This window comes from Herbaspirillum camelliae, from assembly GCF_001929405.1.
GTDB classification, from domain to species: Bacteria; Pseudomonadota; Gammaproteobacteria; order Burkholderiales; family Burkholderiaceae_D; genus Herbaspirillum; species Herbaspirillum seropedicae.
This window is the reverse complement of record NZ_KV880769.1, coordinates 3,799,357-3,823,258: the sequence shown is the minus strand read 5'-3', so window position 1 is coordinate 3,823,258 and position 23,902 is coordinate 3,799,357. Positions and strand designations below refer to the sequence as shown.

Below are 23,902 nucleotides of genomic sequence, written 5' to 3'. Positions count from 1 at the left end.
CCTCTGTTTGAATTAGCTTCTCGTACTGCCGCTCAGGCAGCCTCTTCTTGCGCCAGTCGCTTGGCCAATGCCTGCCAGCGCCAGGTATCGGCGCACATGGCTTCGATGCCGCGCTGGGCGCGCCAGCCCAGCTCGCGCTCGGCCAGTTCGGTGGCGGCGTAGCAGCAGGCGATGTCGCCGGGACGGCGATCCACCAGTTGGTAAGGCAGCTTGTGGCCGCAGGCCTGTTCGAAGGCCGCCAGCATTTCCAGCACGCTGTTGCCGCGTCCGGTGCCCAGGTTGTAGGTGTAGACGCCCGGCCCCTGCTCCAGCTTGCGCAAGGTCTTCAGGTGCCCCAGGGCCAGGTCGACGACGTGGATGTAATCGCGCACACCCGTGCCGTCCGGGGTCGGGTAGTCGCTGCCATAGACCGACAGCGCCGCGCGGCGGCCATCGGCCACCTGCGCGATGAAGGGCAGCAGATTGTTGGGAATACCGCTGGGGTCTTCGCCGATGAGTCCGCTCTCATGCGCGCCCACCGGATTGAAATAGCGCAGCAGCGCAATGCGCCAGCTGGGATCGGCCACGTGCAGGTCACCCAGGATCTGCTCCACCATCAGCTTGCTGCGGCCATAGGGATTGGTGGCCGAGAGCGGGAATTCTTCCGTGATCGGCACGCTGGCCGGATCGCCATAGACGGTGGCCGAGGACGAGAAGACGATGTTCTTCACGCCATGCGCAGCCATGGCTTCGAACAGCACATTGCTGCCGTGGACGTTGTTGTCGTAGTAGCGCAGCGGCTGCGCCACCGATTCGCCGACCGCCTTGAGGCCGGCGAAGTGGATCACGGCCTCGACGCGATGGCTCTTGAAGACGCCGTCCAGCACCGCGCGGTCACGAATGTCGCCCTGCACGAAATGCGGACGCTGTCCGGAAATCTGCGCGATGCGGTCGATCACGCTGGCGCGGCTGTTGCACAGATTGTCCAGCACCACCACGGCATAGCCGGCATGGATGAGCTCGACGCAGGTGTGCGAACCGATGTAGCCGGCGCCGCCGGTGACGAGGATGGTGGCTTGGGTCATGTCATGTCCTTTTGCAGTAATTCGGAAGAGGCGGGTGCAAGGCTGCCTGCCGGCGTGCGCGCAATCACGCGTGCGGGGGCGCCTACGGCGGTCGCGCCCGGCGGTACGTCGTCCAGCACCACGGACATCGCCCCCACCTTGCAGCCATCGCCCAGGTGGACCGCGCCCAGCACCTGGGCGTACGCACCCAGCTCGACGTTGTCGCCCAGCACCGGCACCGGACCGCCTTCGCGGCGGTTGCCGATGGTCACGCCCTGGCGCAGCGTGCAGCCCGCACCAATGACCACGTCGCCATGCAGGAAGATGTTGCCGAAGTGCCAGATGCGCAGGCCCGGGCCTATCCTGGCGGTGCGCGGCAGGCTGATGCCGAATGCGGTTTCGACCAGCCGGAAGGCCAGCCAGTAGAACAGGTTGGCGATCTTGCGGGACAGTCCCGCCGGGCGCGCCTCGATACGGCGGCCCCAGCGATACACCCAGATCGCCCAGATCGATTGTTCCTTGAGGAAGGGGCGGCGCATGTCATAGCGCCGCAGGTCGGCTTCCCAGTCGGGATCTCTCGTCATCCAGGTCTCTCGTCGGAAGGTCATTGAAGGGATACAGGCGTGGCCAGCCGGTGAAATCGGGCGCTGCGCCACATGACCTTCAACAGAGCGGCTGCAGGCCGAAAAGTTCTTATTGCGGAGCAAAAAACTGATGTCGCCGGACTGCGACACATCCGCCTGCACAGCGATGTGCAGCGCAACAAATGGATTGCTGCGCCTGCGGAACTTTGTACCCCGTTTATCGACCTCAAGCGTGCAGATGCTGGCGTAAGCATGCCCGGCGCTGCCCCTCACGAACCAGCATGAAGAACAACACGATGAACATCGCCTACCTGATCCTGGCCCACAACAATCCCCGCCTGCTGGACACGCTCCTGGCCCAGCTCGACAGTGACCAGGCGCAGGCCGATGCACCGGCGCATTCGAAGGCTCATTTCTTCCTGCACATTGACCGCAAGGCCGATATCGCTCCCTTCCTGGGGCTGGCCGACCGCTATCCGCACCTGCACTTCTGCCGCGATCGCGTCGATGGTGCATGGGCGCATTTCTCGCTGGTGGAAGCCACGCTGCGGCTGATGCGCCAGGCGATGCAGACCCTGGGCACGCCCGACCGCGTCGTCCTGCTCAGCGGCGCTACGCTGCCGGTGCAACCGCCCGCTTACATCGCCAGCTTCTTTGCGCGCGAGCGCGGAGCCAACTACATGGATGCCTTTGCCATGCCCAATGAAGAGTACGGCAAGGGCCTGGGCCGGCTGGAGCACTACTGGATACGCCGCAGTCCGCCCATGCACCGCTATCGCTGGATGTTGCAGGACTTCATCAACGCCCACCTGCCGCGCCGCAATTTCCGGCGCGCCTTCGGCCCGCTGCAACCGGCGGCGGGTTCGCAATGGTGGGCCATCACCGGCGAGGCCTGCCGCTACGTGCTCGACTATGTCAGCGAGCATCCGCGCTTCGTGCGCTTCTGCCATCACACCGATTGCCCGGATGAGTTCTTCTTCCAGACCATCCTCTGGAATTCGCCCTTCAAGGATAGCCTGCGCCCTACCCTGACCTACACCGACTGGCGGCCCGGCAAGCAGAGTCCCGAAGCCATCAACAGCGATACGCTGGCGCAGTTTGCCCAGGACGTGGTCTTCAATTCGCCGCACAACAACAGTCCGCTGGCCCCCGGCGAAGTCTTGTTCGCGCGCAAGTTCGATGAGCAGGACTGGCCGGTCATCGAGCAACTGGTCGCGCTGCTGCAGGCCAAGGCAGCGCGCCAGGCTGCCGCCCCGCTCAGGGAATCAGCCTGACCCAGCCCAGCCGCCCTGCGCCCTGCAGGGCCTTGAGCTTGCCGATGGCATAGGCCAGCAGCGCCGACAGCACCGCCGTCACCAGGAACACCTTGCCGCCACCGAACTTGCCATTGAGCTTGAAGGCCATCTCGAAGATGGGATGGAAGTAGTAGATGCGCGCCGACATGTGGTCGCGATAGTTCAGCTGCACCTGGCGCGCCGCCAGGAACAGCACGGGCGCGACCACGATCAGGCTGGCGTAGAGGTCGCGCGTCTGGTTGCGGCTCAACCATCCCCACAGCACGATCTCGCCCACGAATAGCACGCCCACCAGCAGCAGCACCGGCAATGAAACATGCAACGGCGTCTGGCGTCGGCGCAGCGCCATGCCGATCAGCAGGAAGGGCAAGGCGACCGTGAGCGCGTTGCGATACAGGTCGAAGTGGCCGTGGATGGCATGGGCAAAGTCATTGCCATTCCACAGCGCAATGGCCTGCAACACAATGCCTGCGACGAAGCACAGCAGCGCCACCGGCAGCAGCAAGGACAAGTGCGCGCGTCCCAGGTAGGCCAGGCAAGCCGCCACGATCAGCGCCGCCAGATACCACAGGTGATGCCAGCCCGTCGCCAGATTCTGCACAATCGAAAGCAATGCGTCCTGCGGCGAAGCGGTATCGAGCCACAAGGGCGAAAACAGCAGGCTCAGCAACAGGTAGAGCAGCACGATGCGGCGCAGCCAGGGCAGGAACTTGTCACGCTCCAGGCTCAAGAAGTAGCCATTCATCACAAAGAACACCGGCACAGCGATGCGGAAGATGCCGTTGGAGGTCAGTGAGTTCAACGCCGGCAGGCTCGCGAACGGGTTGGTATGAATGCCCACCACCATCAGGCTCATGATGAGCTTGAGGATTTCCAGGCCGCCATAATGCTGTTTTTCCATCTGCCTCTCCCCTGCCCGTCCTACTTGCCGCCCGCGTGCAGGGTCGGCGCCAGCGACGCCTTGTACTTGCCGTACTTGAGCTGCTTGACCGCGAACTTGGCGTGCGAACGTCCACCACCGAGCATGGTGAAGAAGTCGCTGGCTGACAGCTTGATCTGCTGGTAGCCCGCCAGCGAACGCAAGAGGCCAGCCATGTTGCGGCGCTGGCAGTGGCGGTCGTAGAACAGTTGCGCCGCCGAGATGATGCGCTCGGGTGACTTCAGCGTAATGCGTTCGAACTCGTGGGAGATGTCCATCAGGTAGGTGTTGGAGCAGATGCTCACGGCCGGGCCGAAGGTGCGCACCAGCCGCACCCAGGTTTCCCAGTCCTGCCAGGCCGGCATGGCGGCGTCGAACATGCCGATCTCGACGAGGCGCTCAGGGGTGGTGAAGACCTGGTTGCCGATGGCATTGGTCTCCAGGATCGCGGGCAGATCCACGCGGGCGTCCAGGTCCCACAGCATCACGCTGCCGCCGGCATTGACGATGCGGCGGTCGAACAGGCAGGAGAAGGACTGGCCCTCTTCTTCCAGCGCATGCCACTGGCGCACGAAGCGCTCGATGCGGTCGGGCATGAAGACGTCGTCATCGTCGATGCCGGTGATGAAACGCCCCGTCGCCGCCTGGATGGCCAGGTTGCGCGCCGCGCAGGCGCCCTGGGATTGCGCGTTGTGGATCAGCTTGATCTGGATGTCGCTGTGCTGCCCGTGCAACTGATTGACGTAATCGCAGGTGCCGTCGGTGGCGCCGTCGGAGACGACGATCAGTTCCAGTGGCCGATAGGACTGCGCCAGCACCGAATTGAGTGCGCGCGTGAGCAGGCCGAGGCGGTTCTTGGTGGGGACGTAGATGGTGACCAGGTCGTTCATGGCGTGATTGTCATTCTTGTCATGGAAATTGAACGGGGATGAAACGGGAATGGAAAACACGCTTCCACTCAGGCGCGCCCCACCATCTTCTTCATGTCCAGCACCAGCTCCTTGGAAAACAGCAGCGTCAATCCCGCAAACACCGCCGCACCGCAGGCCGCCAGGCCGAACAGCACCACCTGCGGGCCGACCTGGTCGCTGCGCATCCATTGCAGCAGCGGCGCCAGCAAGGCCAGCATCACCAGCGAGAAGGCCACCGGCTGCCACAGCGCGCGTATCAGTTGCAGCAGGTTGCTATGCAACTCGCGGGTGGCGAAATAGAAATGCGGAATGGCATTGAGCACATTGGCGATCAGGTAGCAGATGGCCACGCCCTCGATGCCCCAGTGCACGCCGATGAAGAAACTGCCCACCTGCAACACCGCACCCAGTGCGCCCAGGCGCATCATCAGGTCGGTGCGACCGGTGGCCATGAACACTGCACCCGTGGTGCTGATGATCGATTGCAGGAAGCCCACCGGCGCGAGCCAGGCCAGGATGATGGGCACGCTCTCCCACTGCGGCCCCAGCGCCACCCGCACGAAGGGTTCGCGCAGCAGCCACAGGCCCGCCATCATGGGCGCGGTCACGGTGGCGATCAGGCGCAGCGAGCGCAGGTAGAGCCGCGCCATCTCGGCGCGCTGGCCCTGCTGCCGGCTCATCACCGGAAACAGCGCGCGATTGGCCACGTAGCTCATGCTCTGCAAAGGGAACATCATCACCTTGTAGGCCTGCGCATAGATACCCAGGGGAATCGCGCCCAGGATGCGGCCGATGACCATGCTGTCGGCATTGCGGGCGAAGAAGTTGACGAAGGAAAAACCGGTCAGGTTGCCGCTGAAGCGCCACAGCCCGCGAAACTCGCTGCGGCTCCAGACCTTCTCGGGCCGCCAGCGGCTGGCCAGCCACAATTGCAAGGCCGAGAGCATGGCCGACACCAGCGTCTGCCACACCAGGCTGTAGACGCCAAAGCCGGTAAAGGCCAGCGTGACCGCCGTCACCAGCGCCACCGCCGCCGAGACGATCTCGATGCGCGCCAGCGTGCGGAAATTGGACTCACGCTCCAGCAAGGCGCTGTGTACGGCGCAACTGCTGGTGAGCGGAAAGGACAAGGCCATCAGGCACAGCACCGGGGCCAGATGGGGCGTGCGGAAGTAATCCTCGACCATGGGCGAGATGACGATGAGCACCAGCGCAATCGACACACCCAGGCCGACATTGAGCCAGAAGACGGTATTGGTGGTTTCGCGGGTGAGGTTCTCTTTCTGGATGACCGCCGCGCCGGTGCCCATGTCGCGCAGCAGCGAGGCGAAGTTGACCGCCACCGTGGCCATGGCCAAGAGGCCATACTCGGACGGCGCCAGCAGGCGCGAGAGGATGAAGATGGAGACCATCTGCAAGGCAATGCGCACCATCTGGGACAGCGTCAACCAGCGTGCGTTGGACATAGCCGAAGCCATTATGCGACCTTCCTTTCTTCGGCAAAGCCGTAGCGGCCTATCATGGCCGCGATCTGCGTATCGTTGTAGCTGCCGGTGAGATTGTCTTCCCACAGGGCGCAGGCCTGGGAACCGTCCCAGCAATGGAAATAGCTATCCCGGTTGACCGAGGGCGCGCGCCGGAAGCGCGCACCGTTGCGACGCGCCATCCACCAGAACCAGATGTCATCGCCGCGTGGACACAGGCGCATGAACTCGTCCTGCTCCAGCACCTGGGCATCGAGCACGCCGGGCGCATACAGCACGCCGCCAATGCCGGTGGGGAAATGCAGCGCATCGGCGCCGTATTCGCGGATGGAATGCTCCCACTCGTTGTAGGGCAGCGGCAATCCATCGGCGCCCAGCCGGATGCGGTGGACGCGGTGGGCGATGACTTCCTTGCGCTCGGGCTCATAGGCGTCCACCAGTTCCTGCAGCCAATGACGCCAGTAATGCACGTCATCGTCGGCGGTGACGATGATGCTCCTGGGATCGCTCTGCAATTGCGGGATCAGCTTCTTGTAGGAGCGCAGGTCGTCGCAGGCCTTGATTTCCAGGCCATGGCGCGTCAGGTCGGTCACGCTGGCCGGCAGCTTGTCCATGTCCTGGTGCGCGATCCAGAGCACGATGCGCGCTGGCGCATAGCTTTGCGCCAGCAGCGACATCAACGTCAGGTGCAGCGTCGGAAAGCGCGGCGGATACGAGGTCAGCGACACCACCACACCACTGTCGAGCTGGCGGCGCACCGCGAAGCGGCGGCCATTGAGCAGCCAGTTGACCTGGAACTTGAGGAAGAAGCCAGCGGTGGGAAAGAGTCTGGCATCGGCGCGCAATCGCTTCAACATCACTGCCTCACTTGGGACGCTTGGAAGGACGGCCGATGGCGTGGTATTCCACACCGAGGCGCGCCATGGTCACCGGTTCGAACAGGTTGCGGCCATCGAAGACCAGCGGCTCTTTCAGCGTGGCCTTCACGGCGGCGAAGTCCGGGCTCTTGAAGGATTTCCATTCGGTCACGATGACGACCGCATCGGCCCCTTCCAGCGCTTCCATGGCACCGCCCGCATAGTGCAGGTCGGCCTCCTTGCCCGGCAGATCGGCCAGATCCACTGCGAAGGCATGGCGCGCTTCTTCCATGGCCACCGGATCATAGACCTGCACCTTGGCGCCACGCTGCAGCAGTTCGCGCACGATCACGCGGCTGGGTGCAGCGCGCATGTCATCGGTATTGGGCTTGAAGGCCAGCCCCCAGACCGCGAAGGTCTTGCCGGAGAGATCTTCGCCCAGGCGCGCCACGATCTTCTTGAGCAGCACCTGCTTCTGCTTGTCGTTGACGGACTCCACCGAACCCAGGATTTCCAGTTCCTGGCCATGCTCGCTGGCCGTGCGCGCCAGTGCCTGCACATCCTTGGGGAAGCAGGAACCACCATAGCCGGTGCCGGCATAGAGGAAGCTGAAACCGATGCGCGGGTCCGAGCCGATGCCCTTGCGCACGTGCTCGATATCCACGCCCAGGCGGTCGGCCAGGTTGGCCAGTTCATTCATGAAGGAGATGCGGGTGGCCAGCATGGCGTTGGCGGCGTACTTGGTGAATTCGGCCGACTTCACGTCCATGTAGAGGATGCGTTCGTGGTTGCGGTTCAGCGGTGCATACAGTTCGCGCATCACCTCGCGCGCCTCGGCGCCGGCCGCGCCCTCTTCCACGCCGATGACGATGCGGTCCGGGCGCATGAAGTCTTCCACCGCCGCACCTTCCTTGAGGAATTCCGGATTGGAGACGATCATCGCATCGAGCTCACCACGGCCACGCGCTTCCAGTTCAGCGCGGATGGCGGCCTTGACCTTGTCGCCGGTGCCCACCGGCACCGTGGACTTGTCCACCACGATACAGTTACGTTCCATGTGGCGGCCGATGTTGCGGGCTGCCGCCACCACGTATTGCAGATCGGCCGAGCCATCTTCATCGGGGGGCGTGCCGACCGCGATGAATTGCACCTCGCCATGGGCCACGCTGGCGGCCACATCGGTGGAGAAGATCAGGCGGCCCGAGGCGCGGTTGCGGGCGATGATTTCCTTCAGGCCCGGCTCATAGATGGGCACGCCGCCGCTGTTGAGGATCTCGATCTTGTTGCGGTCCACGTCCAGGCAAAAGACCTTGTTACCCAGTTCAGCCAGGCAGGCGCCGGTGACGAGACCGACGTAGCCGGTCCCGATGACGGTGATGTTCATGCGTTTCCTTTCAGCTCCTCGGAGCAGAGCAAGTTTTTACAGCGATCTAAGACTGGCGCGCGCCGGTTTGATTCCCGCCGCGCAGCATTAATGTCATCAAGCTGCACCGGCGGATGTGAGGGCTCCGCTCTGATCGATGGTGTGCAGCAATGTCTCCTCGCCTTCCCTGAACTTTCTGGCAAAAAGCACAGGCCCTGCCCCGTATAGCCGGCTGTCGTCGATGAAGCCGCCGGCCTTGAGCCGCTGATAGATCTCAGCGGTCATGATTTCCGGATTGGCGCGCCCTTCCACCCAGTAGGTGTAGGTCAGGTTGCGCCGTATCCTGCCCTTGAGATCCGAATTGGAAAGGATCGTCTGGAAATAGGTCTCGTCCGGGCAATAGGAGTTGACCAGGAAGCGATAGATCTCCGGCCGCCGGCGATGGAACTCCAGGATCACCGTGCAGGCCGCATGCGTGAGCGCCCACCAGGTCGAACCGCCGTGCGGCACCAGCTTGCCGAACAGACCGGCGATATGGCGCGGCGGCACCTTCAGACCCAGCTTCCACCACAGCTTCATGAACAGCTTGCGCGGCAAGGGATCGGCCGCGCTCGGGCAATAGGTGGTGATGCGGCTCATCGGCTTGCTGGGACTACCCAGCGGCACGCTGTTGATGAACTCGATGTGCGCATTGTCGGCAAAGAATCCTTCGATCTGCTCGGCGCCGAAGAGCGGATAATCCGATCCACTGATGAGCACGTAGCGATCGAAGGGACCCGCCTGCACGGCGTTCGATATCAGTTCCAGGATCGCATCGACCTGGGAAATCTCGCCCCATCGCACGTCATGGCGGCGCGCCGTGAATTGCACATGCTCGCGCTGCAGGCCGGCATAGGCCGCCGCGTCGGACTTCGCATCCAGATGGATGAAGAAGCGGGCGCGGCCACTGTCGAGCTTGTCGATGATGCGTGCGGTATGGTGAGGCGTATTGTGGATCAGCAGCAGATAGGCGATGTTCATGGATCGTAATCTCTTGTCCGCTACGCCAGCGTCTAACCGTGCATCAGCGACATGGCCTCAGGCACGCTTGTAGACGTCGTCGAAGCGGACGATATCGTCTTCGCCCAGGTAGCTGCCCGACTGCACCTCGATCAAGTGCAGCGGCAGCTTGCCGGGATTTTCCAGACGGTGGGTCACGCCGATGGGCAGGTAGATCGATTCGTTTTCGCTGAGCAAGGTGACTTCCTCACCCCGCGTGACCAGCGCCGAACCACTCACCACCACCCAGTGTTCGGCCCGGTGATAATGCATTTGCAGGGACAGCTTTTCGCCTGGCTTGACGATGATGCGCTTGACCTGGAAGCGATCGCCGGCATCCACGCTCTCATAGCTGCCCCACGGACGATAGACACGCTTGTGGTGAATATGTTCGCTGCGTTTCTTGTCCTTCAACTGATCGACCACGCCCTTGACGTCCTGAGCCTTGTCCTTGTGCGCCACCAGCACGGCGTCATCGGTCTCGACCACGATCAGGTCCTGCAGGCCCAGCACCGCCACCATGCGGCTCTCCGCGCGCACCAGCGAGTTGGACACGCCATCCAGATAAACATCGCCACGGGTGACATTGCCCTGGGCATCGGCCGGCATGACTTCCTGCAGGGCGCTCCAGGAGCCCACGTCGCTCCAGCCGATATCGGCCGGCACCACCACGGCGCGGCGGGTGTTTTCCATGACGGCGTAGTCGATCGATTCGGCTGGTGATGCGCCAAAGGCAGCTTCGCCCAGGCGGCAGAAATCCAGGTCGGTATAGGCCTTGGCCACCGCGTCCTTGACCGCTGCGGCGATGAGCGGACGATGCAGTTCCAGTTCTTCCAGATAATCGCGGGCGCGCAGCAGGAACATGCCGCTGTTCCAGTAGTAGCGACCATCGGCGACGAAGCCCTGGGCGCGCTCCAGGTCCGGCTTTTCCACGAAGCGTTCGACGGCGAAGTTGCCGGTATCGCCGTGGGCGGCGCCGCGCAGGATGTAGCCATAGCCGGTTTCGGGCTTGCTGGGTGTGATGCCGAAGGTCACCAGCGCGCCCTCCTGCACCGAGCGCATCGCTGCGCGCACGGCCTCATGGAAGGCCTCGCGGTTGGTGATGACGTGGTCGGCCGGCAGCACCAGCATGACCGCATCGGGGTCCTGGCGCATCAGCTGCAGGGCCGCGGCCGCCACCGCCGGTGCGGTGTTCTTGCCTTGCGGCTCCAGTACGATGGCATGGGGGCGCACATCCATCTCGCGCAATTGCTCGGCAATCATGAAGCGGTGCTCGTTGCCGCACACCACCAGCGGGGCCAGCGCTTCGGGCCAGGCGCACACGCGCGCCACCGTTTCCTGCAGCATGGTCTGCTCGCTCACCAGCGGCAGCAGCTGCTTGGGATAGGCTGCACGCGAGAGCGGCCACAGGCGGGTACCGGCGCCGCCGGAAAGGATGACGGGATAGATCTTCATGATGGACTCTCTTCACTGGCTGGAGCGTGGCGGGCGGCGAGGGTTGCCGGCGCGGCTGGCGCTCTGTTGTTTGAATTTTTTGTCACACGGAAACTTGTTGCCCTACGCCACTGCAATCTGCTGCAAGGCAGTCCTGGCGCGGTGTTGCGCTGTGCAGGCAGTGTACTAGAACGCACTGCCTGCGACCAGTTCAGACGCGCCTCGGCCAAGCCGCCTGGCACGCAAGAACTGACGATGGCTGACCGTTTCTGCACCATGGCTGACTCCACGTTCAGGCGCGCGCCTGCAGCAGATAGTCGGCGCAATGCAGCGTAATCTGTCGCCGCAACGACGCCGAGGCATTGATGATGGCCCAGGGCCGTGCGCGCCGTACGCAATCGCCATACAGCAGCATCAGCTGCGCCAGCGCCGCGCTGTCGATGTACTGCAAGCGGGTGCAGTCCAGCACCAGGGGCGCATCGCCCTGTGCGGCCTGGGCCAGCACAGGGCGCAGGCGCGCCAGATTGGCCTGGCCTAGCGCACCGGAAAACAGCAGCTCGCAGTCGCCGCCATCCCGGCGGCAGCCGATCTCGGCCTCGTCAAACAGCGCCGCAGCGGGACGATGGCGGCGACTCTCCCAGATGCAGTGCAGCACCCGCGTGGCCAGCAGCCGCAGCAAGGCCATGCCGTCATCGAAGTAGCGCCGCCACAGCTTGGGTTCTTCCTTGATGCGCCACAGCCATTCCAGGCCGGTCTTCTGCGCCCAGCGCGGTGCACGTGACACCGTGCCGGCGACGAAGTTGACCACCGCGCCCAGATGGCTGACCACCGGTGCGCGCAGTTGCGCCAGGTTGTGCTGGATCCAGGCCTGCCCCTTCTTGGCCCCCAGCGCCACCACCAGGAAATCGGCGCGGCTGTCATTGATGTGCGCCAGGGCCTGCGGCGGGCTCATCTCTTCGATGCTGCCAAAGCCGGGGGAAGCGTAGCCGACACTGCGCAGACCCGAGGGGGCGGCATTGAGTTTTTCGTCCGCTGCCTGCGCCACGCCGGGCGGGCCACCGAAGAAATACACGCGCAGCGGCGCCTGGCCATTGTCCATGCGCTGTTCGCGCAGTGCCTGGAAGAGGCTCGATCCGGCCACCCTCTCCTTGATGGGCAGACCCAGGGCGCGGGCGATCCAGACCAGCGGCATGCCATCGGCAATGGACAGGTCGCTCTGGATGACGGAATGGCGAAACGCCGCATCGTCCAGGCAGGCCACCGCGAAATTGAGATTGGGCGTGGACAGGAAGCAGCGCCGCCGCTCGCTGGCGGCGCGCTGCAGGATGCCTGCGGCCTGTCCCAGGCTGACGCGGTCGAACGGCAGGCCGAGGATGCTCCAGACATCGCGCTCGAAATCCGGTCCGCTGGCGATGACCTCGCCGGGCGCTTCGAGGGGAGCGGAAGCAGACGCCGGTTCACCCACGCGCGCCTTGATTTCCGAGTTGATATTGACGTTATTCTGAATCACGTTTTGACCTTACCCATTCGACTTGCCGGTTGAACATGAACTTGCAATACAAGGGCAGCTTGCGCGCCACGTAAGCAAAAGCAGCACCCAGTTCGCGCAGGCTGATGACCTCGCGAGCAAAACCCGACCAGGCCAGCAGCACCGCCGCAGCAATCGCCGCCACGATCAGCGTGGCCAGCAGGCAAGCCGCTATCCAGCCGGTCAGCACGGCCACGAGTGCGCTCACCACCCACGCCCCGCCGGCCATCATCACCAGCAAGGCCAGCGGCGGCACGCACAGGTCCAGCGCCAGCCCGGCCAGCGCACCCTGCCCCGACACCAGCGCCCCGCCCAAGAGGCGCGGCACGTAGGAGAGGATGACGCTGAGGTGACCATGCTCCCAGCGCGTGCGCTGCGTGGCCGCGCCGCTGTCGCTGCTGGGGAAATGGCTGTAGACCATGGCGTCGGGGCAGAACAGCGGCGCCTGGCCGGCACGCGCCAGGTCCACACCCAGCTTCATGTCTTCGACGATGTGCCCGGTGGCCAGGTCGGCCTGGCCGATCTGCTGCCAGGAAAACGCCATGCCGGTGCCCATCAGCTGGCACGGCAGACCCAGCTTGTGCCAGCCCAGCGGGCGCACCAGATTCTTGACCACCCAGGCGAACTCGGCGATCTTGCGCCGACTGCCCGCGCCCGCCGGCGCATGCATCAGGTACAAGGCCTGCACCGGGCGACCACTGCGCCAGCAGACCCGGGCGATGCGCTCCAGCGCGCCCGCGCCCAGCAGGCAATCGGCATCGACCACGATGAGCACCTCCGGCGGATCGGCCGCCAGGTGGCGGATGCCATGATCGAGCGCATACCCCTTGCCGCGCAGCATGTCGTGGAAACGTTCGCTCACTTCTGCACCCGCATGGCGCGCGATATCCGCGGTAGCATCGCTGCAGTTGTCGGCCGCCACCAGCACGCGGTCACCCTCCTGCAACTGTCGCCGTATCCCGACAATGACTTCGGCAATGCCGCCGGCCTCATTGTGGGCCGGCACCAGCACCGCCATGCGCGGACGCTGCGGGCTCTCGGCCAAGGGCCGGGGGCCCGCCCAGCGCGCTGCCAGCACCTGCACCAGCAGCACCGCTGCGGGAATGGCCAGGATCAGCAGGGCCAGCATCAACAGAATTTGCAATAGCAGGATCATCATCAAACTTTCTTGGTCTCAGGCCTCATCGGCCGCCTTTTGGAGAGTTCATCCTCAAAAAGATTCCGCACGATATTTACTAACAATTGTGAAGATCGTTCCAGCGATATTCATTGCCACACGACCACTATCTTCATAGCGAAAAAACTCTATACTGCAGCTCATGGCCATCGCAATAGCGTCAGAAAAACTAACAAATACGGTCCTTCACCTCATCCTCACACTCACCTCAAAGGAATGATGATGCAAGTACGCACCCGCCCACCACGACTTCTACCACTGCTGGCCATGCTCGGCGCGCTGCACGCCGCCATGCCGGCCCAGGCCGACGACTGGGGCACGTACCGCAAGCCCTTCGCCGCCGATTCGCTGTGGAACAGCCGGCCCGTCAATCCCAGCTTTGCGTCGGATGTGATCCCGACCTCCACCTACTTCCCGGCCATCAACGCCGGCGCCTATTCCACTGGCGTGTTCCTGGCCTCGCCGCAAGATCCGCCGGTCACGGTCACGGGCGCAGCCGGCAGCAAGGGCTTGCTCATCACCGACGAAGAGGGCTACCACGACATCACCATCCCGCACTGGCCGGCTTCGGTGAAGCCCGCGTCCGGCTCGGATGGCCATGCCGACATCGTCGATCCGACCACCAACATCATCCATTCCTTCTGGCAGTTGAAGCAGGTCGGCACCCAGTGGACCGCCGCCCAATACTCCTGGACCAAGCTCGATGGCCGCGGCTGGCCCGATCCTGCGCACTACTACCAGGGCGCGCGCGCCACCGGGGTGCCTGCCTCGGGGGGCCTGATCCGCACCCACGAGGTGGAACAGAAACCGGACTACTATCCGCATGCACTGGCCATGTCGCTGACCTTCAACGGCCTGTCGGCCAACCCGACCTACGTCTTCCCGGCCACCTCGGCCGATACCAATGCCGCCAAGCTCAACAGCGGCGCCTTCCCGGAAGGCGCGCTGGTGATGCTGCCGCCCGACTTCGACACCAGCAAGCTGACCGATCCCGAGCTGCGCCGCGTGGCCGAGACCTTGAAGCGCTACGGCGCCTACATCGTCGACGCCAACACCGGCACACCCTTTGCGATCTACGTTGAGATCGGTGCGTCCTACAACCTGCATCCCAATGGCTGGAACAACACGGCCGCCAGTGAACTGCAAGTCATCCGCGCCGCCCTGCGCCGCGTGACCGGGGCCAGCGGCTGGGTCGATGGCAACGGCAAGAGCTTCACGCCCAACCAGAACCTGAACATGCTCTCCATGCGCGGCAACTGGACCCAGCAATCCGGCAGCACCCTGGGCAAGTACAGCTCCTGGGACCAGGCGGTGGTCTTCCCGGCTTCCAGCAGCGTCTCCGAGGTGGTCAACTACGCCAACCGCGGCATCGCCGGTATCAGCTGGGCCAAGCCGGTCATTGGCCGCAACTACAAGCTGACCGCCCGCACCACCGGCGGCGGCAAGCTGCGCTTGCTGGTGCAGGACCAGGCCACCGGCAAGGCCGCCTTCGACAGCGGCTACCTCGACAACGGCCAGAGCAAGACCTTCACCTGGACCGCCGCCAAACCAGCGCTGGCGGTCTATGCCCGTAGCGGCGGCACCGGCCAGCCCTCCAACGTTGGGGCTGAGCTGATCAGCGCCGACTGAGGCTGCCCGCACTTCCCGCTGGCCTCAGCGCCCCGCCCTCTCACGAGCGCGGGGCTTTTCTTTGCTCTCCTGACTCTCCCTGCCACTTCACGGCTGCGCCGCCGGCAACAAGCCGCGCCGCTGCATCTCGGCCAGCAACAGCCGCGACGCCGCCAGGCTGATGTGCTGGTTGTCGTTGTACAAATAGGCGTCGCCCAGCTTGGCCTGGCACTTGCCATCCGGACAGAACAGGCCCTGCGGATCGAAGAACAGCGCTTGCGGATGCGCGCGCTGCAGGGCCGCCACCGCCGCGTCATAGTCGCGCCGCAACGCCTGATGCTCGGCCTCAGTGTAGGCGCAGTCACGCGCCTGGCCGTCGCTGAAACGGTTCACGCAGGCATGTGGATCGAGCTTGAGATAAGGCACGTCGGGCATGAAGACGACCTTCTTGCCTTGCTTGCGGAAGGCCTCGATCAGCGCCCCGTAGCCCGACAGGAACGCGTCGCGCTTGCTCAGCGTGCGTCCGTCCTGCTGGTATTCGGAAGGCTGCGAGAGGTCGCCACGGGGATAGGCGCCACTGATGACCACGGTATCGATGGAAGGCAGCTTGCCCGCCACCGCAATGGCTTCATTGGCGATGGCCGTGCAATTGTTGGCCCAGCGCAGCAGATGGGTCGGCGTATAGGGCAGGTTAGGATAGACGCGGCAGGCATGGCCGGCCACCATCATGGCCGGCATCTTGACGTCGCCCGAGAAGATCGCCGAGTGCAAGGCCATCACGTGGCTGTCACCCACGAACAGGGTGCGCGGCGCGGCCGAGTTGGACAGGCAGACTTCTTCATCCACGCCCTCCATGCCATTGAGGCGCGCGCAGCTGCCATCGGAATTGCGCGAGCCTTCGAAGACATCGCTCTGGGTCAGGTAATCGAGCTTGCCATTGATGGCGCGCTCATCGAAGCCACCCTTGAGGTAGATCGTCAGCCCGCCCAGGCCCACAGCCACATTGATGGCCAGCAGTACCAGCACGGTGCGGCTGCGGGTGGAGCCGCGCAGCGGACGTTCGATATAGCGATAGGTCAGCCAGGACAGCAGCAGCGCACCCAGCACCGCCGCGGCACGCCATTCGGCCGGCGCGCTCTCGCCCTCGATGATGGTGGCGAAGGCCAGCAGCGGCCAATGCCACAGGTACAGCGGATAGCTCACCAGGCCCACTGCCACCATGCCCTTGCTGGCCAGCACGCGGCGATTGAACCAGGCGCCCGGTCCCGCCGAGAGCAGCAGGAAGGCGCCCAGCGAAGGCAGCAGCGCCCACCAGCCCGGGAAGGCGCGCGCGCCATCCAGCAGGGCAAATCCAGCCACCAGCAAGGCTGCGCCCAGCCAGGCCTGCAGGTTCTTGTAGCGGCGCGTGAGGTCTTGCCGGTGCAGGTTGATGTAGGCCAGCGCGCCGCCGATCATCAGTTCCCAGAAGCGCGCCAGCGGCGAATAGAAGGCTGCGCTCTGGTCATGGCCGATGAAATAGAGATTCACCCCGAAGGACAGCAGGCCGATCACGCCCATGATGCCCAGGAAGCCCCAGCGGCGCTTCCAGACGAAGGCCAGCAGCAGCGGCCAGAACAGGTAGAACTGTTCCTCGATGGCCAGGCTCCAGAGGTGCAGCAACGGCTTGGTCTCGGCGGAATTGTCGAAGTAGCCGCTCTCGCGCCAGAACAGGAAATTGGAAATGAAGGTGGAGCCGCCGAAGAGGTGCTTGCCCAGTTGCTTGTATTCATCGGCGAAGAGCACGAACCAGCCCGTCACCAGGCACAGCGACATCACCGTCATCAAGGCCGGGAAGATGCGGCGCACCCGGCGCACATAGAAATCGACGATGGAAAAACGGCCATGCTCCAGGTTCTTGAACAGGATCAGCGAAATCAGGAAACCCGAGATCACGAAGAAGATGTCCACGCCGATGAAACCGCCCGCAAACCATTCCGGGAAGGCATGGAAGATCACCACCGAGCCCACGGCGACGGCACGCAGGCCATCGATGTCGGGCCGGTAGGCCGGATGCAAGGACGGCGCTGCGCCCGCGCCGAGCGCATGTTCCCCTGCCATCCCCCCCGGGCGGCGTGGGTGGGGTGCCGGTGGTCCGGCGTCATTTTTCTTGGTCAAGAACACGTATAGGCTTCCTTATCGGTTTGGATCGGGATCAGCGGAAACGCGCGCGCAGCACGCGCAGCGGCGCATCGATGCAGCGGTCCACCGCCATGGCGAACAGCAGCGAGAACACGGCGGCCACGGCGATGTTGATGGCCGCGTTGTGCGACACCCAATCCACGTTGCTCAGCAGGATTTCGTGCGAGAGATAGATCGAATACGAATAGATGCCGATGCGCTGCACCCAGCGCAGGTTGAGCAGGCGGAACGGGAAGCTGTGCGGATGCATCACCGAATAGAAGAACAGTGGCATCAGCGCCAGCCCCTGCACGCTATAGCGCAGGGTTTCGCGAAACACCTCATCACGCACTGCCAGCGACAACAGCAGCAGCACCACGCCCAGCGTCACGCCGCCCACGCGCACGGCCGGCTTGTGCAGCGCTGCGTAGACCGCCGGCGGCAGCTTCAGCGTGGCCAGGATGCAGCCGAACAGGATGGAATCGATGCGCGTGTCGGTGGCGTAATAGGTACGGTCCATCGATGCGTCCCCCAGCAACACCAGGCCGTAGCGCCACAGCAGCACCAGCAGGCAGAGGCCGCCCAGGTAGAGCGGGATCTTGCGGCGGTCGGCCTTGTGCATCAGGAAGACGAACAGCGCCGGGAAGACGAAGTAGAAATGCTCTTCCACCGCCAGCGACCAGAACACCCCGGTGCCCTGCGGCAGCGTATGGCCAGGGTCGAAGAAGAGCACGTAGTAATTGGCGAAGTAGAACAACTGCGCCAGGAAGCCCGACCAGGAGGCGTCGCCAGTGAAGATGCCCAGCCAGGTGAGCGTATAGGTCAGCACCAGCACCAGCAACAAGGGCGGCGTCAGGCGCAGCAGGCGGCGCAGGTAGAAGTGGCGTACGTTGACACTGTCGCTGCGGTCGAACTCGCGCACCAGCAAGGTGGTGATGAGATAGCCGCTGAGGAAGAAGAAGATGGTCACGCCCAGTCCGCCGGGCACGATGCGGCCCAGGCCGGCGTGGCTCAGGAAGACGATGGCGATGGCCAGCGCGCGCCAGCCATCCAGCGAAGGGATTTCCTTGTGCTGGGTATGGACCATGCCCAGCGCGCGCCACTCCTGGGCGCTGCCAGCGGGAGAGAGGCTGCGGGCCAGCGTCATCGGGTCCCTCCTGCGGGTGCGGCCAGGCCCAGCGCCTGCGGCTGCGGGGCCAGGTGGGCGTTGAACAGGCGCGCCAGCTTGGCGGCCTCGACATTGACCGAATGCCGTTCCACCGCGCGCAGCTGGGCCGCCTGCCCCATCGCCGCCAGTTGTTCGGGCGTGGCTTGAAGGCAGGCTTGCATGGCGTCGGTCAGGCGTTCGATGTCGCCGGCCGGGAAGAGCCAGCCGTTTTCTTCATGGATCACCAGCTCGGGGATGCCGGCGATGTAGGTGGTCAGCACCGGGCGGCGCAAGGCCATGGCTTCCATGATCACCACCGGCAAGCCTTCCGCAAAGCTGGGCAAGACCATGGCGCGTGCGGCCAGCAATTCTTCGCGCACCTGCGCGCTGCTGATCCAGCCGGTGATGCGGATGTGTTGCTGCAGGTCGTGATGGGCAATGCGCTCTTCGATCTGGGCTCGCATCTCGCCATCGCCGGCCAGCACCAGTTCGAAGGCCACGCCGCGACGCATCAGTTGCGCCGCTGCCTCCACCAGCAAGAGCTGGCCCTTCTGCTCGCACAGGCGACCGATGCAGACCAGGCGCGGGGCGATCTGCGGCGTGGTGGGCGCACCGGCGTAGAAGGCGCGCTCCAGGCCGCAGTGGACGATGGCGACCTTGTCCCAGGCGCTCTGCTCCACCCAGCGGTACAGCTGGCTCTGGCAGAACGAAGTGATGGCCACCGTGAAAGCCGAACGGCGGATCTTTTCGTCCAGGCCCAGGGCCTGGGGCTTGTCGAACTCTTCCGGGCCATGCACGGTGAAACTGTAGGAAGGCCCGCCCAGGCACTGCGCCAGCATGACGATCTCGGCCGAGTTGGTGCCGAAATGGGCATGGATATGGCGCACCCCTTCAGCGGCGCACCATTGCGTCACCTGCGCGGCTTCGGCCAGGTAGGCCAGGTGGTAAGGCAGCCCGCGCTCGCCGCGCCGGGCCATCTTCAGGGCCAGGCCTAGGGCGGCCAGGAAGCGTCCGGGCGCGGCCGTCAGCTGGCGCAGCAAGGGGGCCAGCAATCCCGCCATGCCCCGGCGCAGCACATAGCGGGTGCGGCCGAGTTCGGCGCGGTCATCGTCATCGACGATCTCGGCATCCCAGCCGCGCAGCGCGATGCGCACGACCTCGAAGCCCTGGGCTTCGACCGCGGCGATCTCGCGGCGGATGAAGCTGTGGCTGACCTTGGGATACTGGTTGATGAAGTAGGCGATTTTTGTCGGCATGTCGTGTCGTGGCGCAATGCGCGTTCAGTTCGAGGGTTCCGGATGGCGCAGTCCCGGCATGGCGGCGCGATGCAAGGGACGGACCTTGCGCTGGCGCAGTTCTTCCTGCCAGGCTTCGCTGTTCATGTAGACCGAGCAACCCATGCCCAGCAGCAACCAGAAGTACCAGTTGAAGGCCAGGTAGGACAGCAGGTTGTCGGAGGCCGAGACGACCAGGTATTCGACCAGGGTGCAGATGAGGATCACCCCACCCAGGCGGTCCAGGCGATAGAGCTTCATCAGCTTGCGCAGCACCATGTAGAAGATGCTCAGGTAGGCCAGCATGCCGATGAGACCGGTATCGAAGAACCACTGCACGAACACGCTGTGCGCGCCCCATTTGGTGGTGCCGGCCAGCGGGAAGAAGGTCTGCGAGTAGTACGGGAAGGATTCCACGCCGTACCCGGTCAGGTAGTGCGAGGGCGACATCCACTTCAGCCCCGACTCCCACAGGTAGACGCGCCAGGCGAAGGAATTGAGCTTGGCATAGGTCTGCACGGTGTTGCCGCTGTCGAGCTGCATCACGCGCTCCTGCACGCTGGGCACCAGCATGGCCAGCATGGGCAGGATGGCCAGGTAGATCAGGTAGCGCCGCTCGAACATCAGGCCATACAGCAGCAAGAGCATGAAGGAGGCGATCCAGGCGCTGCGTGTCTGGGTCAGCAGCAACAGCACGAACAGCAGCAGCATGTAGCCCATCAGCGCAAAGCGCTTGAACTGGGTCAGGCGGAAGAAGGGGCTCTTGAGCACGTACAGCCCCAGCGAAATCACCAGCGTCAGGTAGAAGGCCAGGATGTTGGGGTGGCCGAAGGTACTCTGCAGGCGGAAGTTGGCCAGCCCGCCGCGACCATAGAGGCCGGTGGCGACGATGCCATAGAGGGCCGGCACGATGGAAGAAGCGATCATCAGCTTGACCATGCTGCGGAAATCCTCGGGCGTGCGCACCACGTAGAAGGCGCAGACGAAGACGGCGAAGTAGGAGCACAGCGAGAGCACGATCTTGATGGCGGCCACGCGATCGGGCGAGATCAGCACGCCCGCGGAGGCGACGGCCAGCAGCACCAGCCAGGGCACGGCCATCCAGCGCGGCAGCTGCTTGGGCTTTTCCACCACGAAGAGGAAGGCGATCAGGATGATCAGGCCATTGATGGCCGCACCCAGGCCCATGCCGCCCCCCACCCGGGTCGATTCGAGCACGATGTCGCCCGAGGCGCGGAACAGGAAGATCAGCAGCAGCAAGAGCTTGCGGTTGAACAGGAACAGCCCGCCCAGCACGAACAGCGCCGGCAACGCCGCCAGGCGGCCGACGCTGTCGCCCAGCAGCGCGATGGCCACGGGCAAGGCCATGCCGACCAGGATGGAGACCAGGACGGCGGCGGCCAGCAACAGCCATTGGCTGCGATCGAGGGAATATCGTTTCATGCTTGCATCCTCTGCACGGGGCCAGGAGAAAATTCAGATTGCATCAGGCCGGCAACAGCAGGCCTGGATTGTTCTTGCGCAGCGCGGCTTCCAGGTCTTGCAGGAAGCCTTGCTGCAGGGCGAAGGCGGCGTCTTGCCCGGATGGATCACTGATGAGGCTGGAGGCGCGCACCAGGATGCCGTCGGCGATACGGCCTTGCATGCCCTGGCGGAAAATCGTCAGGCGTGCATCCAGGCCGCCGACCGGCAGTGCATCGCCAATGCGCGTCCAGTAAGTAACCGGCTCCATGCGGTCGCCGCTGCGGGCCAGGAAGCGCCGCCCTTCGATGGTCTTGCCGTCGGTAGCGCGCATGGACAGCGGCTGTTGCCCGGAGAGCGTGAAGCCCTGCGCCACATAGCAGACCTCGGGCGGATGGATCTTGACGTCCTGCATCTGCTCGCGGGCGTAGGCCAGCGCCAGCATGACCTGCTGGCCGCGGCTGTTGACGTAGGTGCGGGCGATCTCGTCGTCATAGGGCTGCTCGGCGGTGCGGCCGGTGCCTTCCTGCAAGGCCGTGCTCACCTGCAGATAGGGCGAGGGCACCATGCGCCAGTCGCCGAAGCGTTGCGGCAGGAAGGTCGCAAACGGTGCGGTCTTGGCCACGCTCTCCTGGTGCGGCGCCAGCGCATACGCCGCGCCCACGGAGACCAGCATGCCGCCGGCCAGCACCGCAGCCACCGGCATGCGCAGGGCAAAGAGGCCGTCCTGGCGCAACGGTGCGGCCGCCTGGCGGCGCACTGGCGCGACCGGCAGCGCCCTGCCCCGCCAGCGCGCCAGCTGCACGGCGATCCAGCGCAACAGGCTGTCCATGCCGATGATCAGACCGAGCGCCACGAAGAACAGCAGCATGCCCGCAAAGCCATGCAGGAAACCCTGCCCGGCGGCGTCCCCGAGGTAGTAAGTGATCAGCGCCAGCACCACCACGCGCACCGTGTTGGCGGTGAAGGAGATCGGCACGATCAGCAAGGCCAGGAGCGTGTTGCGCACCAGCGAGGGATGCCGCACCAGGTTCATGTACAGCAGACCCAGCGCTTCCAGCGTGAACAGCGAATTCAGGCCCGCGCAAGCGTCGGCCACCAGCAACTGGTAGGGGCCGATGCTGATGATCACGCCGCTGCGCGCCACCGGATAATCGAGCCACTGCAACAGATGCTGGGCCGCATAGGACACGCCTATCTTCAGCGGCTGGGTCAGCACGTCCACCACCGAGGCCGGCAGCGGCACCATGAAGAGCATGAAGAAGAAGGCGAACCACAGGCGGCGGCAGGTCTTCACGCCATACACCAGCAAAACAATGCCCACCAGGATGGGGATGAGCGAACCGGCTTCCATGAACAGCACCGTCTGCGCCCGGCCCAGGGCAAAGCACAGCAGGCCCAGCAACAACATGAGGCTGCCCGCCAATGGCGCCGGCTGGCGCTCGATCAGGCCCTCATCGCGCAGCTGGCGAATGCGCACGCCCAGGTAGACGCAGGCCACCACCAGCACGATGGGTCCGTGGGCATTGCGTTCGCTGCCCCACACCCCGTGCAGCAGGTCCACGAAGCTGGGCACGTACATGGCGGCCAGCCCGAGCGCGACCAACAGCCAGGACATGAGTCCAGGGCTGCGCTCCTGCGGGGGATTGAGGGTCTGTTCCAGGCTCATGACGGACGTGTCTGCGGCAGGTTCAGAACTCGTTGAGCACGCTGCCCACCACCATCACGCGAGCATCGGCCAGGCGGTCGGTGAGACTGCGCACGGCGCTCATGTGGCTGACGTTCTTGCGCACCACCATCAGCGCTGCACCGGTACGCCCTGCCACCATCTGACCATCGGCGCAGTCGCCGCCGGCGGGCGTGTCGATGAGGATGACGTCGTAGCTGGGCGCGAGCTCCTGCAAGAGTTGCGCGAAGGTCTGACGGCCCAGCAGTTCCTGCGGATTGGGCGGGGTCGGACCGGTGGGCATGACCGACAGATCGATCAAGGCCGGAATGCGCTGGATCGCCTCGGCCGCCGTGGCGCGGCCAGCAATCACGCCGGACAGGCCATTGCGGTTGTCCAGCCCGAACAGCTCGTGCTGGCGCGGGTGGCGCATATCGGCATCGATCAGCAGGGTGCGCTCGCCCAGTTGCGAGAAGACCACTGCCAGATTGGCCGCCAGGAAGCTGCGTCCTTCCCCGCGCGCCGGGCTGGTGATGGTCAGGGCCTTGTGGCCGAGATCGGCGTCGAACCAGCGCAGCATGAGCTGGCTGCGCAGCGCGCGCAGGGTTTCCACTTGCGCGCTGAAGGGGTTGTAGGCGGCCACGACGGCTTCGCTGACCTTGCTCTCGCCCTTCATCAGGTAGGGATAGTCGAACTGGCGCGAGAGGGCCTGGTCGATGTCGGCCTGGGTCAGCAGGCCCAGCTGGATGGCGGCGTCACCGAAGCGCATGCCGCGCTCGCGCTGCAGGCGCAGGATGCGTTCGGCCTTTTCCGGAGTGAGCTTGCCGACGTCGATGAGGATCGCGCCGATGGAACGGTTGGGCAAGCTGTCTTGTTCCTTGCTGTGGATGAGAGTGACGGTATCCATGGAGTGACCTTTACATAGGAAGCGGTAACGATCCGGCCAGCCTGGGCTG

Annotated in this window: 20 protein-coding genes; 3 read left to right on the top strand and 17 right to left on the bottom strand. The window is 64.6% G+C overall.

The annotated features are described in order from the left end of the window. Window positions 1-32: 32 nt before the first annotated feature. Together galE and BGK68_RS17150 are read right to left on the bottom strand one after the other, a co-directional pair. Window positions 33-1,064: a UDP-glucose 4-epimerase GalE gene (galE, locus tag BGK68_RS17155; protein WP_075258080.1), complete on the bottom strand. Its 1,032-nt coding sequence runs from the start codon at window positions 1,062-1,064 to the stop codon at window positions 33-35. Next, window positions 1,061-1,627, bottom strand: coding sequence for a serine acetyltransferase (locus tag BGK68_RS17150; RefSeq protein ID WP_075258079.1), 567 nt, complete (start codon window positions 1,625-1,627; stop codon window positions 1,061-1,063). The genes galE and BGK68_RS17150 overlap by 4 nt, the downstream gene beginning before the upstream one ends. A 72-nt stretch (window positions 1,628-1,699) precedes the next feature. Here BGK68_RS17150 and BGK68_RS27865 point away from each other — a divergent pair, with 72 nt between their 5' ends. Beyond that, window positions 1,700-1,912 (top strand): hypothetical protein, encoded by a 213-nt coding sequence (locus BGK68_RS27865; protein WP_158035477.1) that lies wholly within the window; start codon window positions 1,700-1,702, stop codon window positions 1,910-1,912. Continuing rightward, complete coding sequence (locus BGK68_RS17145) at window positions 1,909-2,901, top strand: beta-1,6-N-acetylglucosaminyltransferase (protein WP_158035475.1); 993 nt, start codon at window positions 1,909-1,911, stop codon at window positions 2,899-2,901. Before BGK68_RS27865 ends, BGK68_RS17145 begins: the two co-directional genes overlap by 4 nt. On the opposite strand, the gene BGK68_RS17140 is transcribed toward BGK68_RS17145, so the two are convergent. The 9 genes from BGK68_RS17140 to BGK68_RS17100 form a co-directional block, all read right to left on the bottom strand. Further along, a complete protein-coding gene (locus tag BGK68_RS17140) occupies window positions 2,885-3,823 on the bottom strand; it encodes an acyltransferase family protein (protein ID WP_075258077.1) in 939 nt (312 codons plus the stop codon). The genes BGK68_RS17145 and BGK68_RS17140 overlap by 17 nt on opposite strands. A 20-nt stretch (window positions 3,824-3,843) precedes the next feature. Further along, complete coding sequence (locus BGK68_RS17135; RefSeq protein WP_075258076.1) at window positions 3,844-4,731, bottom strand: glycosyltransferase; 888 nt, start codon at window positions 4,729-4,731, stop codon at window positions 3,844-3,846. A gap of 68 nt (window positions 4,732-4,799) precedes the next feature. Then, window positions 4,800-6,230, bottom strand: coding sequence for an MOP flippase family protein (locus BGK68_RS17130; RefSeq protein ID WP_075258075.1), 1,431 nt, complete (start codon window positions 6,228-6,230; stop codon window positions 4,800-4,802). Next, window positions 6,230-7,093 carry a hypothetical protein gene (locus BGK68_RS17125; RefSeq protein WP_075258074.1) on the bottom strand — a complete coding sequence of 288 codons (864 nt, stop codon included), beginning with the start codon at window positions 7,091-7,093 and terminating at the stop codon, window positions 6,230-6,232. The genes BGK68_RS17130 and BGK68_RS17125 overlap by 1 nt, the downstream gene beginning before the upstream one ends. Window positions 7,094-7,100: 7 nt before the next feature. Beyond that, a complete protein-coding gene (locus BGK68_RS17120) occupies window positions 7,101-8,477 on the bottom strand; it encodes a UDP-glucose dehydrogenase family protein (protein WP_075258073.1) in 1,377 nt (458 codons plus the stop codon). A gap of 96 nt (window positions 8,478-8,573) precedes the next feature. Then, on the bottom strand, window positions 8,574-9,476 hold the full coding sequence (locus BGK68_RS17115) for a beta-1,6-N-acetylglucosaminyltransferase (protein WP_075258072.1): 903 nt from the start codon (window positions 9,474-9,476) through the stop codon (window positions 8,574-8,576). A gap of 57 nt (window positions 9,477-9,533) precedes the next feature. Beyond that, entirely contained in the window at window positions 9,534-10,949 is a 1,416-nt protein-coding gene (locus BGK68_RS17110) for a mannose-1-phosphate guanylyltransferase/mannose-6-phosphate isomerase (protein ID WP_075258071.1), read from the bottom strand. Window positions 10,950-11,220: 271 nt separating this feature from the next. Then, complete coding sequence (locus BGK68_RS17105) at window positions 11,221-12,438, bottom strand: WecB/TagA/CpsF family glycosyltransferase (protein ID WP_324617638.1); 1,218 nt, start codon at window positions 12,436-12,438, stop codon at window positions 11,221-11,223. Next, the gene (locus tag BGK68_RS17100) at window positions 12,425-13,615 is read right to left on the bottom strand and encodes a glycosyltransferase family 2 protein (protein WP_075258070.1); all 1,191 of its coding nucleotides are present in this window, start codon (window positions 13,613-13,615) and stop codon (window positions 12,425-12,427) included. Before BGK68_RS17100 ends, BGK68_RS17105 begins: the two co-directional genes overlap by 14 nt. 240 nt (window positions 13,616-13,855) lie before the next feature. On the opposite strand from BGK68_RS17100, the gene BGK68_RS17095 reads away from it, so the two are divergent. Then, the gene (locus BGK68_RS17095; protein WP_233149333.1) at window positions 13,856-15,262 is read left to right on the top strand and encodes an Atrophin-1 multi-domain protein; all 1,407 of its coding nucleotides are present in this window, start codon (window positions 13,856-13,858) and stop codon (window positions 15,260-15,262) included. Window positions 15,263-15,349: 87 nt separating this feature from the next. Here the strand turns inward: BGK68_RS17095 and BGK68_RS17090 are convergent, their stop codons facing one another. The 6 genes from BGK68_RS17090 to epsG form a co-directional block, all read right to left on the bottom strand. Next, complete coding sequence (locus tag BGK68_RS17090) at window positions 15,350-17,338, bottom strand: acyltransferase family protein (RefSeq protein ID WP_075258068.1); 1,989 nt, start codon at window positions 17,336-17,338, stop codon at window positions 15,350-15,352. Between the two features lie 94 nt (window positions 17,339-17,432). Beyond that, window positions 17,433-18,545 (bottom strand): acyltransferase family protein, encoded by a 1,113-nt coding sequence (locus BGK68_RS17085; RefSeq protein WP_233149332.1) that lies wholly within the window; start codon window positions 18,543-18,545, stop codon window positions 17,433-17,435. Continuing rightward, window positions 18,542-19,801: a glycosyltransferase family 4 protein gene (locus BGK68_RS17080; protein WP_075258067.1), complete on the bottom strand. Its 1,260-nt coding sequence runs from the start codon at window positions 19,799-19,801 to the stop codon at window positions 18,542-18,544. The genes BGK68_RS17085 and BGK68_RS17080 overlap by 4 nt, the downstream gene beginning before the upstream one ends. Window positions 19,802-19,825: 24 nt before the next feature. Continuing rightward, window positions 19,826-21,262, bottom strand: a complete 1,437-nt coding sequence (locus BGK68_RS17075; RefSeq protein WP_075258066.1) for an O-antigen ligase family protein — start codon at window positions 21,260-21,262, stop codon at window positions 19,826-19,828. 43 nt (window positions 21,263-21,305) lie between these two features. Then, complete coding sequence (xrtB, locus tag BGK68_RS17070) at window positions 21,306-22,949, bottom strand: exosortase B (protein WP_075258065.1); 1,644 nt, start codon at window positions 22,947-22,949, stop codon at window positions 21,306-21,308. Window positions 22,950-22,971: 22 nt separating this feature from the next. Next, window positions 22,972-23,853, bottom strand: a complete 882-nt coding sequence (gene epsG / locus BGK68_RS17065) for a chain length determinant protein tyrosine kinase EpsG (RefSeq protein WP_075258064.1) — start codon at window positions 23,851-23,853, stop codon at window positions 22,972-22,974. Window positions 23,854-23,902 lie beyond the last annotated feature (49 nt).

Bases quoted from the DNA above. Each gene is read 5' to 3' on its own strand.
- galE (WP_075258080.1), bottom strand. From the start codon at position 1,064: ATGACCCAAGCCACCATCCTCGTCACCGGCGGCGCCGGCTACATCGGT.
- BGK68_RS17150 (WP_075258079.1), bottom strand. From the start codon at position 1,627: ATGACGAGAGATCCCGACTGGGAAGCCGACCTGCGGCGCTATGACATG.
- BGK68_RS27865 (WP_158035477.1), top strand. From the start codon at position 1,700: ATGACCTTCAACAGAGCGGCTGCAGGCCGAAAAGTTCTTATTGCGGAG.
- BGK68_RS17145 (WP_158035475.1), top strand. From the start codon at position 1,909: ATGAAGAACAACACGATGAACATCGCCTACCTGATCCTGGCCCACAAC.
- BGK68_RS17140 (WP_075258077.1), bottom strand. From the start codon at position 3,823: ATGGAAAAACAGCATTATGGCGGCCTGGAAATCCTCAAGCTCATCATG.
- BGK68_RS17135 (WP_075258076.1), bottom strand. From the start codon at position 4,731: ATGAACGACCTGGTCACCATCTACGTCCCCACCAAGAACCGCCTCGGC.
- BGK68_RS17130 (WP_075258075.1), bottom strand. From the start codon at position 6,230: ATGGCTTCGGCTATGTCCAACGCACGCTGGTTGACGCTGTCCCAGATG.
- BGK68_RS17125 (WP_075258074.1), bottom strand. From the start codon at position 7,093: ATGTTGAAGCGATTGCGCGCCGATGCCAGACTCTTTCCCACCGCTGGC.
- BGK68_RS17120 (WP_075258073.1), bottom strand. From the start codon at position 8,477: ATGAACATCACCGTCATCGGGACCGGCTACGTCGGTCTCGTCACCGGC.
- BGK68_RS17115 (WP_075258072.1), bottom strand. From the start codon at position 9,476: ATGAACATCGCCTATCTGCTGCTGATCCACAATACGCCTCACCATACC.
- BGK68_RS17110 (WP_075258071.1), bottom strand. From the start codon at position 10,949: ATGAAGATCTATCCCGTCATCCTTTCCGGCGGCGCCGGTACCCGCCTG.
- BGK68_RS17100 (WP_075258070.1), bottom strand. From the start codon at position 13,615: ATGATGATCCTGCTATTGCAAATTCTGTTGATGCTGGCCCTGCTGATC.
- BGK68_RS17095 (WP_233149333.1), top strand. From the start codon at position 13,856: ATGCAAGTACGCACCCGCCCACCACGACTTCTACCACTGCTGGCCATG.
- BGK68_RS17090 (WP_075258068.1), bottom strand. From the start codon at position 17,338: ATGGCAGGGGAACATGCGCTCGGCGCGGGCGCAGCGCCGTCCTTGCAT.
- BGK68_RS17085 (WP_233149332.1), bottom strand. From the start codon at position 18,545: ATGACGCTGGCCCGCAGCCTCTCTCCCGCTGGCAGCGCCCAGGAGTGG.
- BGK68_RS17080 (WP_075258067.1), bottom strand. From the start codon at position 19,801: ATGCCGACAAAAATCGCCTACTTCATCAACCAGTATCCCAAGGTCAGC.
- BGK68_RS17075 (WP_075258066.1), bottom strand. From the start codon at position 21,262: ATGAAACGATATTCCCTCGATCGCAGCCAATGGCTGTTGCTGGCCGCC.
- xrtB (WP_075258065.1), bottom strand. From the start codon at position 22,949: ATGAGCCTGGAACAGACCCTCAATCCCCCGCAGGAGCGCAGCCCTGGA.
- epsG (WP_075258064.1), bottom strand. From the start codon at position 23,853: ATGGATACCGTCACTCTCATCCACAGCAAGGAACAAGACAGCTTGCCC.